This is a genomic window from Buttiauxella sp. S19-1 (assembly GCF_022134725.1).
Taxonomy (GTDB): Bacteria; Pseudomonadota; Gammaproteobacteria; order Enterobacterales; family Enterobacteriaceae; genus Buttiauxella; species Buttiauxella ferragutiae.
This window is the reverse complement of the sequence record NZ_JAHWLU010000093.1, coordinates 1-19,579: the sequence shown is the minus strand read 5'-3', so window position 1 is coordinate 19,579 and position 19,579 is coordinate 1. Positions and strand designations below refer to the sequence as shown.

The window sequence follows — 19,579 nt, the reverse complement described above, 5'->3', positions numbered from 1 at the left end:
ATTCTAAATCGCACGCTTCCTGGTGGGTATAATGAAATTTTAGTAATATGCAAACCTTTTATTAATGTTTATCCTGGCCTTCCGCCAACTCTTCCTGTGGAAGTAAAAGGGATTCTTATTGCACCAAAGAGTATTCCTGGTCATGCATTATTTCAAAGAATGCTACTAAACGAATTTGTTAAAGATAGAAATAAACTACAAGAATTAAATCCAGGAGTTCCGGTTGAAATAATCTAAGTTCGATTGATAAACCATGACACTATCTGGTGACAGTGTCATGGACCGCCATCTCAATAAATGGTCACTTTAGGTTTATATTATACATCTTTAGTCTTGATTTTTTTGTTAATAATCTCACCACTTATCAATAGCAAGCGGTTCTTCAGAGCATCTATCTGTAATGATAGCGTATATAATGCAATAGGAGAAATAGACTGGTTATTATCAAGCTGAATTTGTAGCTGATTTAGTTGGTTTTCCACCATAGATGTTTGAATATTCAAATTGGTACGCATTTCATAGATACTTGTTTTTAATTCAGAGATGGTTATATACGGTTTACGCTTCTGTTCCGCATCTAATAAACGATGCTCAAGTGTATCGAGCTGCTGATTTAGCTGTTGCGTGCTAGTATTGATAGGTAACGTAACACTTGTTTTCTCCAGACTCTGTTGCCACTTTTCTACCCAGGGGTTTCCAGGCCAGATATTGTTGCTAACACGCAACACATCTGGGTAGTCAACTTTATGCATTAATATAATTACTGATAGCGTGCCAGCACCTCCCAGTATCATCCACAGCAACCTCAAGAACCAAAGTTTTGATGGAGATAACTCCGAAGCCGGTATGGTTCTTGATAACTCTATAGGTAATTCCAACGAAATTGGAGTTAACAAAGGCGCAACAGCTTGCTTTTCATTCGCGCTGATATGAGTTTCCAACCATGCTGAAAGCTGGTGGAATGTCTCATGTTGCGTCGACTTGAGCTTGTTAGCTTGTTTTTCCAGCAGTTCTACAGCATTTAGTAACTGTCGCAGGACAGAGACACTCACAGCTTTCATCGACAATGTGTATATCAAAGGCAGAAGTTGCCTGCTATAGGCATCAAGTATTTGTAGGCGAAGCTCCTGCGCTGCAAGTGGTGGCCAACATGACGGTTGCTGTCTGACAAAACCATTCGCGAATAGCAGCGAAGCGCTAGCAATACCTTTCCATCCATTAAGCTGGTATTCAATCAGGCAAAACCAAACCCCTGTTTGCAAATCGTAGCCATGTTGTTGAAACAATCTCAAGCATTCTTTTTCTCTATCGCACCACCAATGTTGGTTAATCGTATGCTTTCTCCACTGGGACATATCACTGCTGAACTGCAAAAAACTCTGATGGCTCCGCGGATCATGGCTATTGATCTTCAAAATTTGCGTTCCACTTATGGCCAATATGACGCTCATGCTCCCTCCATGCAGCTAAGCAATACTATGGCACCTGCGCTGACGTCAATTGTGAATGCATTTTCTGAGTTGTTTTGATGCTTACGCGCTGCTAGTAGCGGCAAAAGATGTTGATTCAGAACCTGATCGATATCGCGAGCACCGCTCTGCTTCACTTGGCAATGTTCTGCTACCCAGGTCACTACCTGATGACTCCAGGTTGGAGTTACCTTAGATTCGCTTGCACGTTCATAGCGTTGGCACAGGCGCTGGAGTTTCAGTTCAATGATTTGTGCCAGTGCTTCCTGTCGGAGCGGCAAATAGGGGATTAGCGTCATGCGTCCCATTAGTGCCGGACTGAAGACCTGATCGAACTCGGGACGAATCAGACTACATAGTTCGCTCTGATTTAACTCTTTATTTTCCAGCGCTGACACCAGCGAAGCACTGGCAAGATTGGACGTCATAATAATAAGCGTATTACGGAAATCAACTGACTGACCTTCTGCATCGTCGATCGTCCCCTTATCAAAAATCTGATAGAAAAGCTCAATCACATCTGGATGTGCTTTCTCCACTTCATCCAGTAATATCACACGATAAGGATTGCGCCGAACAGCTTCGGTCAATACCCCACCTTGGCCGTAGCCTACATAACCTGGAGGGGATCCTTTTAGGCTTGAAACTGAATGCGCTTCTTGGAATTCCGACATATTGATAGTGACTAAGCTCTGCTCGCCACCAAACAGTAGTTCCGCCAGCGCCACTGAAGTTTCTGTTTTTCCAGTTCCAGATGGCCCTACTAGCATGAATACTCCCGTTGGTTTAACCGGGTCATTCATCCCAGCGCGACTGATATTGATTTGTCGAGCTATTTGTTCGAGTGCGTGTTCCTGCCCGATAATACGTCCAGCCAAGCGATCAAATAGGGCATCGAGTTGTTGGTATTCTTTTTCTAACATGCGTCCAAGTGGTATTCCGGTCCAGTCTGAGACCACATCTGCTACACAAGTTGCATCGACGGATTCGAATACCATCGCATGGTGCTGATGACGGATTGCCAACTCATTACGGTAACTGGCAATCTCTTCAGTGTTCTTACTTTGTAGCATCAGCTTTAGAAGTGCATTCTGTTGCAGCCATTCTTCCTGTAAGGCATCAAGAGTGGCCTGTAACGAGGCAATTTGTTCTACTAACTTCAGTTGTTTCTCTGGTGAAGCATTTTCACGTTGCAGTGCCTCATATTCGCTTTGGATGGCTCGTAAATGTACCGTGATGGTTTCAATTTCTTTAGGTTCGTGGGTTTGGGAGACCGCTACACGTGCGCACGCAGTATCCAGCAGACTTACAGCTTTATCAGGTAGTTGGCGTGCTGTGATATAGCGACTAGAAAGATTGACTGCAGCATGGATGGCGCTCTCCAGTACAGTAATACCATGGTGATGCGACATGGCAGGAGCCATGCCTCGAAGCATTGTGATTGCGCTATCGATATTTGGTTCAGCTACTTTAACTACCTGGAAACGGCGTGCTAAAGCAGCATCTTTTTCGAAGTATTTTTTATATTCTGCCCAAGTTGTTGCAGCGATGACCTTTAGTTCTCCACGTGCTAGTGCGGGTTTCAGCATATTTGCAGCATCGCTTTGGCCTGCAGTTCCACCAGCACCTATCAATGTATGGGCTTCATCAATAAACAAAATGATTGACTGCGGCGCACAGGAAACCTCTTTAAGTAGAGATTGTAGGCGATTTTCGAATTCCCCTTTAACGCTTGCACCTGCCTGCAGCAACCCTAAATCCAGCGTTAGTACTTCCATCGATTTGAGCTTCAGGGGGACGGTACCCGTCGCGATCCGCATTGCAAGTCCTTCAGCTAATGCAGTTTTGCCAACGCCAGGCTCCCCAGTGAGGATTGGGTTGTTCTGTCTGCGACGTAATAGAATGTCGACCATCTGGCGAATTTCGGCCTCACGGCCCACTACAGGATCCAGCGCTCCCTGGCGTGCCAGTTCGCTGAGGTTTCGAGTATATTTCTTCAATGCAGACCCAGCCACTGGATGGCTGTTAATGTTATCTAACGTTGTTGATTTCCCCTCAAGCGTTTGCAGTAATTGCTGCGCTTGTAAGCGATCACAGCGTAATGTCTGCTGGACATTGAGCGCGACGTACGAATCATCTTTGCTGTCTAGCAGGCAGGCCATCAGCGCAGCTGGACTAAGGAGTTGCTGGCCCCAGCGAGCGCTCGCTAGCAACCAGCTATTTACTAACCATGTCACTAATTCTGGTGCGAAAACCGGCGTTGGGGCATTGCTGATATTTACTTGTTTAAGCGTTTTATCCAATTCCTCCAACAACTCGTTGACAGGCAGTCCGGTTTGTAACCCTAAAGATTCCATTAGAATAGGAGCCTGTTGGATTATGGATAATAATAAATGCTCGGGACTGACGTCCACGTGGCGATGTGCTGCTGCATGGCTTATTGCAGCATCAAGCGCTGTACGACTGTCCGAGTTCAATTTACCGATCACGGATTTTAAATGTGAGTTCATAGTGGATCCTAATTTGAATTAGTTGCACTGCGCAATAGCGTCTGGCAATGAGGAAATTGGATTAAGGAATTGGGGTTTTGCTCGTTCATCTAGGCTGGAGATTTGCGCGTCAAGATCATTAATATTGTTGTTAAGATCGCTCCAGTTTTGCCAGGCGGTTTCCAGGTCCTGTGTGTTGGATACAATGAAGCGAACTAGAATCTGTTTAATACCCATTAGTTTTAATGTGTTAGCACTGTCGCCAAAATTGTTGCTGTCGAGCAATACTTCACCTTTCGTGAGGTTGCTGATAAACAATGGCCAGGCATCGGGGCCATTCAGTTGGTAGTTTGCAGTGAAGTCCGGAAAAATGACGCTGAGAGTCATACTGGGACACTGGCCTGGTTGCCAGAGAAAATCACGTTTTTCTGCGAAGTTCATGCTGCTCAATTGCTGGTCACCCTTTGTGCAGCTGAGGGTTACTTGTGTACCTGTCGGGATTACTTTTGCACCACCTGGCACTGTGGCTGGGAGGCTAGCAATATTGATTTTCCAACTTTTTTTTTCCAGCTCATTCTGCTTTAGACTCAGTGAATCAATTTTTGCCTGCAAAGATGCTCGATGATCGTCTATGCGGGTTGAGGATCGATCTGGAACATCTTTTATCATTTCCGTTGGAAACGTCTGGCGAATGAATCGGATAAATTCTCCCGTTATAGGTACTTTCAAGCCAGCATAGTCAGCAGCGGCCGGACCGTCGCTATTACTGGTCAGCAATGCGTGAGCCGGACCACGCAGAAAATCACTGACCGACTGTTGAATGAGTGCCTGCTGTTCTTCATAACTACGCAGCTCACTATCTTTGTTTGTTGGCCATATCACGGCGCTCTTCCACTGATTGTTAAGCCAGCATGCGCTTTGAGCCAAGGCGTTGCTCAGCAGACGTCGGGCATCATCTTGATAGAGCAACCAGACAGCTGCGATACCGGCATCATTATTTTGTGGTGATAACCCTTCCTGCAAAGTCGCGAGAGCTGGGAACAATTCGCTCAAGGGATTGCTTTCACCTGTGCTCTGCATAGGGCTGAACAAACCTCTTGTCAACTGAACATCGGGTGCTGCTCGGCCGACAGCTTCTTTCACTGCGTGGCTGCGAGCATTTTGCCACTGCAGCCATGCTAGCTGCGTAGATGGGACGTTATCAGTGGATGGTTCCGGCTGATTGCTATGTAACCAAGCGGTGAGCGACTGACGAACATGCTGATCAAATTGGTCGGCACGGCTACGCAGAGCGGATGCCCGTGTACTTGTCGTTACCTCTTTCAACTGGCGTAAGGTTGCCAGCCACGGTTGAGATTGTGCTGGAGGGATTTCTTTCAGCTCGTCCAGGGTGCGACTGACGAACAACATCGCTTGACTTTGATTTTGTCCGATGGCGATCAACTGTCCACGCGATAATGTGGCAGGGGTACTTGATGCGAGACTGGCGGTAACATCAATCAGATACTTTTTCCAGGCGTTCTGCTTTTGTGTCTGGTTTTGTTCCAAAGCTTGCTGCAACAATGGCAGAGGTTGGCCAGCAGCGAGTTCAATCTGCTCAATCCAACCATTGAGGGTAGTTTCACCTTTATAGGTCCAGATACCTGGCAGAGCGACATTGTCCGGTAGTGACGGCCAGAAAATAGAAGCCTTCAATGCGGGTAAGTTTGTAGAAGGTGCTATAAGCCAGTTAAGCGCTGGGTCATGATTTACCAATGTAATCAGCAGGCGACGTGAGGCCTGCAACCAGTGCCCGCCGTCTGGCCGTTGCATAAAGTTTCGTTCCAGTGCCATCAATGTCAATGGTGACAACGTGTTGGGGTAGCTACGCTGTAGCAGGGCTGGAGCGATTGGTGACTTTCGGCCGAGAGTTTCCAGCGTTGCGCCGTCACGCATCTGTTGCCAGATGAGCACAGCGTGACTCAGTTGCAAAATGAGTTCGCGTTGCTGCTCCGGGGGCGCTGCTAGCACTTCCTGTTGAAATTTAACTAACATGTCCAGCGTTCGTTGCTTTGAACCAGTGTTTTCTATTAATTGTGTTTCCGCTTTATCATGTTGTTTTTCTAACAACATATGAAACGGTAGATAGCGTAAAGCTGTAGAGGGATATTCTTCATCCCTTTGAATAAAACTAGCCAGTGCGTCGGGAGACAGATGGTTTAGCCCTGGTTGCAAGCGGTTTAGACTCAGACCAGCGCTGATTGTCACCCATAGAGTGCAGGTCACCAGTATTGCAATACAGAATATTTTTCCTTGTGTCCGCTGATACCAACGCTTGCAACTCATTTTCTGGCTTTGGTCGCGCAAATGCCCGTCTAGCAAATCTTGAATGAATACGCTCTTGCGCCGTGCAAGATTATCCTCCTGTGGCTCGGTTGCACTGAACCACACGCTGCTGAGGCTAATGGGGCTGAAATAAGCATTCGGTTCGCACAAGGAGGCCAAGACATAACGTAACTTTGGTTCCAGCATTGTAAATGCTTCCGGAAAGTCCAGAAGGAGTGCGTTCTCTTCTGCACAACGCACATTTGGGCGCCCCATACTAAGACGTACTCGAGACATTCCCTCTCTAAGCGCTGTAAATAATGCATGAAGCGCAAACTCATCCTGACCATCGATATGAAGTGGCTTAGGCCAGCTGTAACCCAGCGGCTGCTGATTTTGAGAAGTTGATAGCTGGCGATGCCATAGGCTAAAACCGGGGAAAATATCACACTGTGTCACCATCACATACAGCGGCAAACACTCACCGAAGCGACGAACCAATGGTTCAATCAGCGTCCGCTGCTGACGAGCAAATGTATGTAGCACAGTGAGATCGTTATTCATCAGAGCACTAACTGGCAGGGCGACAATAATTCCTGATAGTGGGGGGATCCGAGTGCTCCATTGGATCAATTTTCCCCATGCCTGGCGATGCTTTGCAGCATCGTTGAGAAAATTGCTCGATAGATCAAGTATGCAAAGTTGTCTGAAGAACCACCAGCGCAGAGTGCGAGTCGGTCCGGGAACTGAATCATCGTTGTTATCATCAAAGCGTGGAAGCCCTGCACTAGCCAGCAGGGTACTTTTACCACAGCGATCACCCACCAGCAGATACCAGGGTAGATGTGCTCGCTGGCGACGAATGCGTTTGATGACACTAGCACCACGATTCCAGTGGTTCAGCAGAACATACTCCCGGCGGGAGAGCCGATATTTCTCCAACCAGCGGCGACCGCGTTTACCCTTGACAGCTCGTGTGAGAGCGTAAACCGCACTCCACAACAGGATAACCATTAACAACATTAGTACCCAGAACAGCAGAATGTTTGGTGTGCTCCAGTTCTGCCAAAGACCCAAGGTGAAACAGAATAACAGCGACAATGAGAGCACCAGTAGCCAGCCGGTGAAACAAGCTAATTTTTTGAACATAGTGGTTAGAACACGTAATGATAAAGAGAGAAATAAATGATGGTGTACAGCAGTGCAACGCTGACGCTCATCGTTAATAGCGGGCGTAGGCGTTGTGTCATCGTTCCCATGGAAGCGGGAGGTTTAGGAACGATCAACGCTTCATTTGGCCACGTCAGCCATTCTTCCGGTAAACAAAAGCGGCGTTGTTCGCAAATTACTTCTCGCAAGGCCGGTTGTTCGTCTGGAGAGCTGTATTGACCCTGGAACCCCTGCTGTAAGCAGAACAAAAATACCAGCCTCGCCTGTTCATCAAGGGGGTCCAGCTGATTAAGTAGAGTGAAAAAATGTTCCCCAGCGATAGTGATATTGAGGTACTTACGCTGTAGCAATTCACCTTGCCAGTGGTGGCGCCATATCAACTCTGAACGTAAAACTGTTTCATCCAACCATGCAATTACAGCTGCACGAGCCGCCTCTTTTTCTTTCTCACTGATATCCAGTTCTCCTGCTGTTTTGATGGACAGATCAAGCAGCTGGATGCAGTCATGGCGGGTTAGTTGGTAATCATCGAATTGCGACGGAGTGCCGATTATCTTTAAAACCTGTTTAAACACCGGTAAATAGCAGTCAAGAAGCGACATTATTCTGCCCCCATAAATATCGCTTGCACTTGCAGATCAGCTGGCGCATCACCCCAGTAAAAGGCAATGTTTTGTTGCTGTTCGACGCTTTTCCACATGTTGTCTTGTTGGTTCAATCTGAAGTAAAAGGTATCTTTACGATGTGGAACACCACGCGGTGTCGGATTAAGCCAGGTAACATTGATCCCAGGAAGTGCGTGCTGGATCAGCGTGAGTACAGACGAGCCTGGAGCTACTTTAAAATTGCTGCTGTCGATGTGGTCAGCGTCCGTAAGGGTTTCTGAGCGCAACATCAGCAACACGCAACCCGCTTTCTTCCATGGTAGCGAATGCAAATTGCCACTGAATATCCTTTGATCGTCAGCATTCAGTGTTACCCAGGTGTTGTCCTCCAGTGTTAGATTATTGAGAAGTGCAATAATCAGCTTCCGAGCGCTAGCAAAGCTGGCTAATAGATTGAAGTGGTCGTAAGGAAGGAGGGGATCTTCGCCTTCCCATTCACCATTAAATGCACACTGTTCACTGAAACAGGATAGCTCTCCAATGAGCTGCGCCAAGAGTCCGTAAATCGACCAAGGATGTATCGAAGGTGTGCGGCAAAAATGATGCAACAGAGGTAGAGCTCGGTTCAGTGAGCGCATCGTGAGGAGTTGAGTTATATCGTCCCGTCTAGCCTCTCTGAGTTGATCGGGGTGCTTGTATTCCGCCAATTGATGAGCGCGGTTGGCTAGTTCGGCGTACAGTCCATCGAGCATTGTTTTCAATGCTGAATAGCCGTTCAGGGTTACAAGTGGTGGGCAAAAACTGTCATCGCTTACTACCCGATCGTTCTCGTAGCGTAGCCGAAGCAAAGGCAGAAATTCGCAATCTACAACCGCCTTTTTTTCCTCATCACTGAGGATTTGTACGTTATACAGAATGCGCGATACATTGCACTCAGGGCCATTGAAGTAAACGTCTTTCATTACCCCTTCTTCGGAGGGCTTTAACCAGCGGCTATTTGGCGAGTCGCCAACATTAGCGTGACCAGGATCAAAACGACGAAGTGCCAACCACAGTGTGAAAGGTTTTTCGAACTGCCTCCATGAGTCGTGGAACTGTCGTGGCTGCAGCTCACAGTTACCTGGATATTCGAGGTAGTCGCCAGAGGGCAAAATTGCCTGCAGTCGTTCTATTTTTAGGGTGAAATCGACCAGTGTTTCTGGGTTAAAATCACACTGGACCATGCCAAAGTTCCATGGTTGAGACATTTGACGTTGTCTCGAAAGCATGTAGTTATGGTGAAGGTCAACAGCCTGCAAATGTTGTGGTTGCAGATACACGCCTGAGTACCAATAAATTTGTTGTAGTTCAGGATACATATCACTCTCCTTTCCCAGCTGAAGTGGTGGGTACAACATCGCTAGAGGTGAGAGATAATGGTTCCAACGTAGCACCTGTAAACTCACTGATGCTGTTACTGCCGAGCCTAAATTTAAGCGAGAGCGGTATTAATTCTGCGTGCCAGGATTTGTTCCACCAGCCACTGCTGCTGCTGGTTACGGGGATTGCCACCAATGCCATATGTTGTTTTTGCGGAAATGGGTAGTAGCCTGCAACGATGGCAACGTAGCGGGTATTTTCGCTGCGATCTATATGTAGAACAGTCCGCTGTCCAGGCATTGCGGAATAACGGTCGACTTTCAGAATGTCGTCCTGTGCCCCAGCAGCACTGAATAGATTTTTTAACGCGGTAGGGTTCGATAGCAGTTTGTATAGAGTGCTGACGGTCTGAGCCTGAACCACTACAAGTGTGCAACTGTTGGCAATGCCATGAAAGGCGTTTAAATCAGGATCGGTCTGAATATCTAGTGTGATCGCTCCTTGGGAAAAGGGGGATTCAACTTGGGCGATAGCCTGCTTTTCGCTGGTGGCAGCATTCGGGGCTGTCGCACAACTACTAAGTTGCGTCAGGGCCAGTACAAACAAAAAAAAAGTCATTGATCGCATTAGCGGGCGTGTCCTGTTAGTACATTATTGATATCGTGGATACTGTTACTGTCATTAATCATCTCTGCCAGCCATTCCTGCAGCGTCATGGTGGCCCAGCGGGCTGCGCGCTCCATCAGAAAAGGTACAGGGCTGGAGGGTTCTGTCTGGCGGAAATACCCTGCAATGGCCAGCATTTGACTTATAGCTAGTTCACGGCTCATTGTCTGTGGCTCGCATCGTCTCCAGGCATCTTCTGAGAGCGTAATGTCATCTCCGACGAGCGGTTCTAATGTGATTGCTTGGTCAGGCAGTGGAATGGTGTGCTGAGTTAGGCGTTGCAAATAATCAGTGATATCTGCCAGTGTCTGGCTAGTTTGGCTAAACAGTTCAGTCTCTTGATTCTGGCTTAGGGAAAGATAACGGGCTTCCAACTGAGCTATAGCTGCGCCAACTACATCGACCCTTGAGGCCTGTTGGCCTATTTCGATGGAAGAAAAGTGCATTGACCGCAAGTTGAAGCTTTCCATAGTCAAATCCCCTTCCTGACGAATGAGGTCGTCACGAGAAACCGGCTGGGAATTAATTTTGTGCTCAAAGATTAGAATTTGACGCCAAAAAATCAGTGATGTATTGGGTTGACTCAATAGTGGTTGGCACAAGAGTTGCTGGCTGAGATCCTTATCAAGTCGCAGAAGCCGACTTCTGCGCAGAGTGGCGCCCTCTTCTTCAAGAGAGGGCCAGCACTGGAACCAAAAGCGGCTGATAAATTCGCTTAGAAATTCAATTCCGTCTATGAGACCTTTCAGACCTTGTTGGTAACAGAGTGCTTCCACAAACCAGCATGCTATCTGCAGGTCTTTAGTTTTCTCACGTAGCGCTTTTTCGCAGAGTGTTCGCACCCGGTTCCAGTCAGCTTTTTTCGGTTCTTTAACCGACCATTCATCCTGGGGCATGTAGTTCGGATCACTTTCTCTGGCCTGGCGTATATCTTCGAACACCTGTTCGTACTCTAGATTTTCACCTGCTGGCTTTTCCGGACTTATCGGGACTAACATCGCAGTGATGTCTGAAAGCATGATGTTTTTCCTTATCCAATTAATACTGTTGGGTAACCTGTCACAATCGTGCCACCATGAGCACAGCTATCACCCATCCGAGCTGCGGGTTTATTTCCGATCATGACTTTAGTGCTGCCCATAATGATGGAGTCCACTGGGCCGACGCAGGTGGCCATCGAGCCGACAGTAGCGGCGGGCATACCGCCAATCATTACCGTAGGTTCACCTGGTGGCATAATGGGGCCGCCAACGTGTGGAATTGGTGGCAGGCCTGGAGTGACCATTGGACAAACGTGCATATCTGAAACGCGGGCGGCGGGTTGACCCATTACGCGACCTCTAGCATTGCATATCGCGCTATTAATTCGCTTACACCGTCAACTGGACTTTCTGCGAGTTGTACCGTGAGCATGACCAGCGCACAATGCAGCATTTGTGCACTGAGCTGCGGTTCAGGGTATACCGGTGGGAGGCCATCCGGGCTCATGCTACCTGCAGACCAGAACTGAGCTAGCGCCAGCACTCCGACTGGTGTGCTGAACCCGAGAGTCTTAGCATCTTCGAAGATTTGCCAGCGGCGTTGAGCATCTGGTTGACTGTACTGTTGAGCGATGGCTACCAATAGTGGATGTCCGTCTGCGGGAGTCACTTCACGCAATAGGGTAGTAAGTGCCATACCGATTGATAGAGGGGAAAGAGTTTGCGACCACTGTCGCAGTTTCTCTTCCCATAGAATTGGGTGAAGTGTCGCCCTGGATTGAGTTGTCATGTTGGTTCCTTAACCGATATTAATGATGCCGCCAGAGATTTGGGTCATCCCGCTTCCCGATAAGGTAGTCATCGCGCCTTTTAGCTCTGTGGTTCCACTCCCTTCAATCTTAATCATCGTGCCGTTGATCGAAATTCCGCTGGCAGATAAGCTGATTTTATTTCCACCAACTTTGAGCTCAATGGATTGGGTGGATTCTAGAGTCAATGCTTTGTCAGTTTTAATATTGCCGCTGCCGCCTGTTACTTTCAGGTCATAGTTGCCATTACTGAGTTCCGTGCTAGCACTACCGGTGACCTTTTGTTGCCAATTGCCTTTATTGAGCGTGACATTCATGTCTCCTTCCTTCAGTACTAACTGATCGTTTCCTTTAGTTAGCTCTATGCTGCGGTTAGCGGAAATGGTGGTGGTAACATCATTTTTTACCGTCAAAGAGAGGTCTTTCTGCGCGATGATGGTTAACAGTTCTTCGCCTTTTTTGTCATTAAAACTCAAGCGATGACCGTCATCGGTACTGCCGTTTGTGGTGCTACGTGTGACAAATCCACTTTCAGTTTTTTGATCTGGAAGTGTGAAAGGTGGTTTGTTCTGCCCGTTGTAGACTGTGCCAGTCACTAACGGGTAATCCGGATGGCCCTGAACGAAGCTTACGAGGACTTCGCTGCCAACACGGGGAATAAATTGAGCACCAAACTTTCCACCACTCCAAGGTTGAACGACCCGTACCCAGCACGAGCAGGTGTCGTCGTCTGGATTTTCTTTGTCCCACGGGAACTTAATTTTTATCCGTCCGTATTCATCTGTATGGATTTCTTCAGATGATGGGCCGGTCACTGTAGCCGTCAGAATACCGGAAATTTCTGGATGGGAAGGGTAGGGTGGATGCCACGGCTGCTCATTGCTACTTGCTTGTAGAGTGCAGTGGTAGTCCTTACTGTTGTTCTCAAAATTGTTGAGTGCATTGAATGTCTGAGACTGAATGAGGTAAGGCTTGTCCCCAGATGGATGTCCGGCAAGGGTGAAAATCTCGCCACTGCACAACCAGTGGGCATTAGCTTTCGCTTCGAAAAAATGAGTGTTGGCTTCACGTCCTGCCATTGCATTTTCTGCTTCACGGGTAATTAGAGAGCGCTCACCTTGCGGCGTGATATCGGTAAAGGTGATCGCATCAATGCTAGTCTGCGAAGTGCTTGCGCTCTGTTGAGCGTCAATGGCCGTCGCCTGTGGCATGTTTATACCTTGCAGCACAACTCCTGCGGGAAGCAGCAAAGCGCTGGAGATCCAGTTGTCAATGTTGCCCTCTGTAAGGACGTTACCGTGATGGTGCCAGGTCAGTTTGTCGCTTTGAATAGCATTATGGCTAGCGGGATGATCGGCCAGAACCAACGTATGTCCTGATTCGCTGTGACGGAAATAGTAGTAAATACCTTCTTCATTAAGCAGGCGCTGGATAAAGTCGAATGCTGACTCGCGATATTGCACGCAATATTCACGCTGTGGATAGCTGCCGTGCAACTGTACGTCTACTTGATTGATGTCGTAATCGCTGAGAAGAGTACGAACCAAATCTGGAACGCTAACATTTTGCCAAATTCTCATTACTCGGCCCATGTTCAGCAGCGCTAGTGATGGTTCCAATGTAAAGATACATTCTGCCTCTTCTGGCGTGCGCTGCCGGTAGCGAATTCGTGTCACTATTCCGTGTAGCACGCGCTGTGGCAGGTCGTCGCTCCCGTCGCCAATCCGACAGGAAACTGATTTCCCGTGCCATTGCTTCAGGGCATCTTCGCTTTTTTTGGTCAAAGAACTCAGTTCATAGACAAAAGGTGTCGATAACGCTTCCTTGCCTTCCAACGACACGAGCAACATTGTTTCGGCAATTTCGCCATTCCAGCGTAAAAAATGATTTTCCTGATATGTAGTAAGTGAGTCGGGCAATTGCATATGTGTAATCCTGATTAAATGGTCGGCAAGGGCAATCGAACATGATGCAGGTTCGACTCGCTGTTGCAGCCAAGACAAAGGTCCAGCCCTAAAGCACTCATTCCCAAAGGACTCGGACTGAGGTCAGCACTGCTGATGGTGAGGGAAACGGAGAAATCCACCACTGGGCCAACGTAGTCCCGAACCCGCAACCATACGTCTTGCCAGGCACTTCCTGGTGGCATAAAGCATCTGGATTTTTTCGGCGACATTGGTCCTAACACAACATCGAAATGAGCATGTGCTTCAAGACGATTGCTACCTAGCATCGGTGCGGTATTTAACGTTTGTGTCGGATTACTAAGTTGACAACACTCTTGTTCTGGCACCCGCCGCCATCCACCTGTAAAGGGGATAATTTTTGCTGGGACGTCAAACATTGCACTAAGCCAACACTCAAGGTTGACCATTGACCGAACTGGCGAGGAAAATAACAGTGCGTGTTTCACTAGCTCTGATGAGGGAGGGGACATCAACAAACCACTTAGTGCCAGAATGGCTGTTTGCATCGGAGATTCATTTTCAGATTCTGCTCGCGCATATAAATGATGTTTTTGCCATGCAAGATAGTCGAGGCAGTACAACCGATGTTCGAAAATATTAAGGAATGCTTTTGCACTTTGGTCGCTGTAGCGATACTTACGTTCAATCAGCAATTCACTGTATGCCGTCGGCAGCGCGCCCATAGCCCCAGTTAAGCCATTATGCCAAGTTGTCACAACGAATGGCGCGTCCGGTGTATCTTGATACAGGCTTGCCACCTGACCATTGGGGGCATCCAGGGATAAGGTGGATGATATTTGAAGCTTTTCATCCAGAAGCGTGATGTCCTCGGTGTTCCCACCACGAAGTTTTCGCATCAGAAGACGGATTTGTTGATAGAAATTATGTTTGCTGACTATCTGCATCATAGCCATGACAGTTTCCCAGCTCTTATGGGCCATACTCGGCGCGTCTGTTCTTCAAATTCGATATAGGTAGTGACGCGTGTGAAACTGTTAACCGGGGCGTACAGGGCCAGCAGACGATCTAACAGGCTACAAAGAAGATAATATTCCGGCTCTTGCAATGCTTCGCGAGAGAAAGTAACGATTATATCAATGCCTCGAGCCAGGGAGTGAGGGTCATTACTGATAAGGCGGGTGGTAACTGGGCGGCAGGTTAAATCCTGAATTAGCGACAATAACCGCGACTGCTCGTTGTTAGCATCGACATTGTAAAGTGCCAAGGAATCTTTCAGCCTCTGTGTGCCTTGCTCGCCGTCAAGCAACTGATGGTTGAGTGATAACTGTGCGTAAAATCGCCAATTTACCGCATTCCTATCTGAAAAACTGATTGAACGCGTTGGATGGGTCAAGGCTACAATGTTAAGTGCTGCGATAGACGCTTCTGCCTCAAAATCGCCCTCTGGTCTGCCATATTGCAGCTGGTTGGGAATATTATGATTAGTACACAGAACACTGAGCGTCACCACTTCCGGAAGGAGGGATGGTGGTCGATTAGGGCGTTCACTAAATGCGATATGAGGTCTATTTTCGACCCCCTGCTCGCCGGGGATAGCGCGATGAAAGAACTGCCAACATAGACCTGAATCGTTCTCATTAATAATATCAGGATGGTTTTCTAACAAAGGAACCACAGGGGAATGAACTATGCTGTTATTAACCTTATGCTGAACAAAAACCTGTTCAATAGCCCAAACACCAATGTGTGTCTGATGACGTGTATCTGGAACAACTGGATATTCCATCAAGGCATCATTTAGCGCTATTGGCTCGGCTCGCTGGGAGAATAGATTGACCGCAGGTGTGCAGTGGAGACGGAAAAAACTTGCGTCCACTAGTGATATCAGTTTTTCCAGTTTTTCCGTCAGAGCATTTCGCTTAAAAACCGCCAAAATTTCGAATCTCCCTTTTCCTCCTACTGTGAAGCCTGCAGGGAGGTGAATATCGATAAACGAAAACTTTTGCGGGAACCAGAAATAGTCCAATAGCAAAATATGAATTGGGGCAATGCGCGTATTGCGGGTGAGCATCGCTTCCTCGACCTCAAACCCCACCGGACGTATGGCGCCAGGGGGCATGGAGATATTTACATTAGCGTGAACTAAAGTCAGACTCATTACTTCAGAACACAATAATGTATAGAGAATATTGACCACGTTGCTCGGTCCATCGAGATATAGACGAATGCAGTCGTTTGCTACAGTCGCGCCAGACCACACCTGAAAATCAAGTTGCAACTGCCAGCTAAGCCTATCGCTATTAAAACTGAGTGAGGCTGTATCCAGTGAGAGCGGCAATAATGTCACAGGGTACACAGTTTTGAATTGGCATGGCAAAGGAGTCTTTTGACGTGAAAAAATTGCCGTTCCGGCCTCCAAAACATTTTTGCCAGTAAGCCCTGATTTCTGTGGATTCGGGGAGACCATCACGATACAGGCTGAGGGTAACGGGCGCAGAAATTGAGGTGCCAATGTAGTGAGCAATGCTTCTATGACTTCAGGAATATCATCGTCAAGACGTTGATGGATACGTGATGTCAGTAAAGCAAAAGACTCAATCAAACGACTGACATGCGGATCTTCTGATTTACCCTCGTCCATACCTAGACGTCTGGCAATTTTTGGATAACGGCGAGCAAATATTTTTCCATGTTGTTTGAGGAAGTTTAGTTCCTTCTGATAATAAGATAGTAACCTATTCATTAAAATCAAATCTCTCGATACAATCATTCCACGTTAATTTAAGAGCTATAGGTGTCGAGACAAAAATACCATGCAACACAAACTTGATAGAATGAGTGCAATCACTATTATCAGTGATTGTCACTTTATCAAGTCGGGGCTCGAAACGTGCGATAACTGTCTTTAAACATGTTTTTAGCGTTTCACGCCGTGAATTCATGTCATTCATTTTCCTGAATGATGTATCGATGCCATAATTAAGTATGGAGGCATTAACCAGCGGGATGTTTTCTATACCTGGCAATCGTGAGCACGACATCAACAACATTTTTAGTTCGTTGAGTTGTATTTCAAACGACAATGATTTCCAGTGATAATCATCCTCTTCACATAAAGGGTGATTATCGCTGAGGCGGAATAGAAGGGATGCAGTCATGTTAATTTTCCTGAATCCCGATCACTAAGAGTGATCGGGTTGCATATTAAACTATTTTTTTCTGAGGGATGTTATATTTAATAGGGCCAACCTTATCCAGACCATCATCTTTTGCATTTGGTACATTAAATGTGGTCTCTACAGATTCTTCAAATGTAAATGACATATCCATAAACAGCTGGTCTTGCATTACAAAACTCAGACTTTGGAAGTTGCAATTATCGTAAACTGTACGTTGAATTTCGTAATCTTGATTTAATTTATCTGAACCACGATGCACAACGGTAATAGTAATATTCTTGTAGCCACGCTTGAGGTATTTTTCATACAAATCACTGGTTTCTTTAGTTACAAGAATTGATACTTTAGCTGCATCAAAATAGGTTCCATCAGGGCCGGACATAGTTGATAGTCCTGGAGGGGCATAGCCTTCCATCCAATTTTTATAGGTTTCCTCTTCCGAAGAGCCGGCAATAACTGCATTATCGATTTTAAGTTCGATGAATTGACAATCTTTTAATTTAGACATTTATATTTTTCCTATAATGACAAACGTAGTTACGCGCCGGTACTAGATGGTAAATCTGCAACCAAACGCAAAGACATACTTAAACCTTCAAGTTGGAAATGTGGTTTCAGCCAGGCGATGGCACGATAGGTGCCCGGATATCCCGGGACCTCAATGACTTCGATTTTTGCTTCACGTAGAGGAAAGCGAGCTTTTGTTTCCGGTCCTGCATTGTCAGAGGCAACCACATACTGCATGATCCATTTCTGCAAGTAGACTTCACACTCCGTCCGAGACATAAAGCTACCCACTTTGTCACGGACAATGGATTTTAGGTAATGAGCAAAACGGGAAGTTGCAAGAATATACGGTAACTGGCTTGACAGACGAGCATTAGCATTCGCCTGATCGGAATTATACAGCCGCGGTTTATTAATAGACTGCACTGCGAAGAAAGCCGCATAGTCAGTCCCCTTACAATGCACCAACGGAATAAAACCTAAATCAGAAAGTTCTTTTTCACGACGGTCTGAAATCGCAATTTGAGTTGGACATTGCATCGTGCGTTCGCCAGTTTCAGAAACATAATTGTAGGCAGGTAGTGATTTCACTAAACCACCACCTTCCACACCCCGGATTGATGCACACCAACCATATTCCTCAAATGATTCGATAATACGCCCAGCAAGTTCCCAGGCTGAATTTATCCATAGGTAGTCTGTACCTGTTTCGTTTTCGTGAATTATCTCTTCAAAGCAAAATGTTTCCGCCGGTATTGTTCTGGAACCATATGGCATACGCCCCAAAACACGAGGAAGAGTCAGCCCGATATAGCGGCTGTCATCGTTTTGACGGAAAGAACGCCAACGCGCGTAGTCTGTAGTGTCAAATAATTTCCCTAAATCCCGAGGGCGGGGTAATTCGGAGAAATCATTCATTGATAACAACCCTGGTGAGATGGCACTGAGAAAAGGTGCATGTGCTGCAGCTGCTACATGGGATATTTGTTCCAGTAGATTGATATCCTGTGGCGTGTTATCAAACTGGAAATCCCCAACAAAAGAAGAAAAGGGTGTACCACCAAAGGTACCATACTCACTTTCGTAGACACATTTGAACAGCATGGATTGATCAAAATCACTGGCGGATTTAAAATCTTTAATTAAATCTTGCTTGCTGCATTGCAGTAGGCGGATTTTTGTATTCTCTGTCACACTCGATTGTACAAGTTTGTGCAATCCACGCCATGAGGACTCTCGTTCTTGAAATTCAGGAGCATGAATGATCAGGCTCACCTGTTTCGACAGTAATTCGTCGATTGCAGTGATGCGTTGCTCAATACTGCCTATTAAATCGCTGGAAATAACTACTGAGCCTGATAATACTTCACTTAAAAACATGTTCAGTTGGGTTTTCATGCGGTCACGATCAGACTCGCGACGAATCGCCTGGGTATTGTCGATAACTTGATTGAGGAAATCATCATTATTGAGAGCTGACTGTGCTTCAAGATTTTGAGCCGCTTCACTAATCATTCTTCTTCCCTTCCTTGTTCATCAGATTCGCCCATAAGAGTATTTTGCTTAATAGCTAATTCTCTTAACTGTTCCTTTAAACGCTCATTACTGGCAGCTCTATTTCGCAAATCGCTTAATTGCTCGCGCAACTCAATCAATTTTCTTAGTGGCTCAACCTGGAGAACAATATTATCGGGGGAGAAATCATCCATGTTTTGGAAAGTTAACTCTATAGCTAGCTTTCCTTCCTGTTCCGGTAACGCACTATCTACTAAAAAATCTGCCATCGGTTTCATTGAAGACATAATTTCATTGAAATTGTCTTTATCCACATTCAAAAATTTTCGATCGCGCAAAGAATCAGTTGTTCTTGTAAAATCCCCCAAAACTCCAACAACAAGGGGGAGTTCTTTGGCCGTCTGCGCATCTCCAACTTCAACGTCGTAAGTAATTTGAACGCGCGGTGGCCGAGCCTTGTCTAATTTATGCTGAGTATTGCTCATGAGTTCTCTTGTGTTTGTAATTAAAATTTATCTTAAAGTGGCGATTAACGGTCTCAGATGCGAATAAAATAAATTAATGTTAAGTTTTAATCTGATGTCATCGCGGCTATATAA

General features: G+C 46.5%; 16 protein-coding genes and 1 pseudogene. 1 reads left to right on the top strand and 16 read right to left on the bottom strand.

What is annotated here, in order from left to right:
• Positions 1-237 (top strand): annotated as a pseudogene (locus MES37_RS18000) (hypothetical protein); the annotation flags it as partial.
• Positions 238-317: 80 nt separating this feature from the next.
• Here MES37_RS18000 and MES37_RS17995 read toward each other — a convergent pair.
• From MES37_RS17995 to tssB, 16 genes are read right to left on the bottom strand one after another with little or no spacing between them, the layout of a single operon-like run.
• On the bottom strand, positions 318-1,451 hold the full coding sequence (locus MES37_RS17995) for a VasL domain-containing protein (RefSeq protein ID WP_237932250.1): 1,134 nt from the start codon (positions 1,449-1,451) through the stop codon (positions 318-320).
• Positions 1,448-3,979, bottom strand: a complete 2,532-nt coding sequence (tssH, locus tag MES37_RS17990) for a type VI secretion system ATPase TssH (protein WP_237932248.1) — start codon at positions 3,977-3,979, stop codon at positions 1,448-1,450. Before tssH ends, MES37_RS17995 begins: the two co-directional genes overlap by 4 nt.
• Before the next feature lie 18 nt (positions 3,980-3,997).
• Positions 3,998-7,411: a type VI secretion system protein gene (locus MES37_RS17985; protein ID WP_237932246.1), complete on the bottom strand. Its 3,414-nt coding sequence runs from the start codon at positions 7,409-7,411 to the stop codon at positions 3,998-4,000.
• A 5-nt stretch (positions 7,412-7,416) separates the two neighbouring features.
• Positions 7,417-8,034, bottom strand: a complete 618-nt coding sequence (locus tag MES37_RS17980; protein WP_237932244.1) for a DotU family type IV/VI secretion system protein — start codon at positions 8,032-8,034, stop codon at positions 7,417-7,419.
• Positions 8,034-9,395, bottom strand: a complete 1,362-nt coding sequence (tssK, locus tag MES37_RS17975; RefSeq protein WP_237932242.1) for a type VI secretion system baseplate subunit TssK — start codon at positions 9,393-9,395, stop codon at positions 8,034-8,036. Before tssK ends, MES37_RS17980 begins: the two co-directional genes overlap by 1 nt.
• Before the next feature lies 1 nt (position 9,396).
• Positions 9,397-10,023 carry a type VI secretion system lipoprotein TssJ gene (tssJ, locus tag MES37_RS17970; protein ID WP_237932240.1) on the bottom strand — a complete coding sequence of 209 codons (627 nt, stop codon included), beginning with the start codon at positions 10,021-10,023 and terminating at the stop codon, positions 9,397-9,399.
• Complete coding sequence (gene tssA / locus MES37_RS17965) at positions 10,023-11,081, bottom strand: type VI secretion system protein TssA (protein WP_237932238.1); 1,059 nt, start codon at positions 11,079-11,081, stop codon at positions 10,023-10,025. The genes tssJ and tssA overlap by 1 nt, the downstream gene beginning before the upstream one ends.
• 11 nt (positions 11,082-11,092) lie before the next feature.
• Positions 11,093-11,392 carry a PAAR domain-containing protein gene (locus MES37_RS17960; protein ID WP_237932236.1) on the bottom strand — a complete coding sequence of 100 codons (300 nt, stop codon included), beginning with the start codon at positions 11,390-11,392 and terminating at the stop codon, positions 11,093-11,095.
• Positions 11,392-11,832 carry a DUF6931 family protein gene (locus MES37_RS17955; protein ID WP_237932233.1) on the bottom strand — a complete coding sequence of 147 codons (441 nt, stop codon included), beginning with the start codon at positions 11,830-11,832 and terminating at the stop codon, positions 11,392-11,394. Before MES37_RS17955 ends, MES37_RS17960 begins: the two co-directional genes overlap by 1 nt.
• A 9-nt stretch (positions 11,833-11,841) precedes the next feature.
• Positions 11,842-13,776: a type VI secretion system Vgr family protein gene (locus MES37_RS17950; RefSeq protein ID WP_237932232.1), complete on the bottom strand. Its 1,935-nt coding sequence runs from the start codon at positions 13,774-13,776 to the stop codon at positions 11,842-11,844.
• Positions 13,777-13,790: 14 nt separating this feature from the next.
• Positions 13,791-14,732: a type VI secretion system baseplate subunit TssG gene (gene tssG / locus MES37_RS17945; protein ID WP_237932230.1), complete on the bottom strand. Its 942-nt coding sequence runs from the start codon at positions 14,730-14,732 to the stop codon at positions 13,791-13,793.
• Positions 14,723-16,522, bottom strand: coding sequence for a type VI secretion system baseplate subunit TssF (gene tssF / locus MES37_RS17940; RefSeq protein ID WP_237932228.1), 1,800 nt, complete (start codon positions 16,520-16,522; stop codon positions 14,723-14,725). Before tssF ends, tssG begins: the two co-directional genes overlap by 10 nt.
• A complete protein-coding gene (locus MES37_RS17935) occupies positions 16,515-16,937 on the bottom strand; it encodes a GPW/gp25 family protein (RefSeq protein ID WP_237932226.1) in 423 nt (140 codons plus the stop codon). Before MES37_RS17935 ends, tssF begins: the two co-directional genes overlap by 8 nt.
• A 46-nt stretch (positions 16,938-16,983) precedes the next feature.
• Entirely contained in the window at positions 16,984-17,466 is a 483-nt protein-coding gene (locus tag MES37_RS17930) for a hypothetical protein (protein WP_237932224.1), read from the bottom strand.
• Between the two features lie 29 nt (positions 17,467-17,495).
• Positions 17,496-18,980, bottom strand: a complete 1,485-nt coding sequence (gene tssC, locus MES37_RS17925; protein ID WP_237932222.1) for a type VI secretion system contractile sheath large subunit — start codon at positions 18,978-18,980, stop codon at positions 17,496-17,498.
• Complete coding sequence (gene tssB, locus MES37_RS17920; RefSeq protein ID WP_237932219.1) at positions 18,977-19,465, bottom strand: type VI secretion system contractile sheath small subunit; 489 nt, start codon at positions 19,463-19,465, stop codon at positions 18,977-18,979. Before tssB ends, tssC begins: the two co-directional genes overlap by 4 nt.
• Positions 19,466-19,579 lie beyond the last annotated feature (114 nt).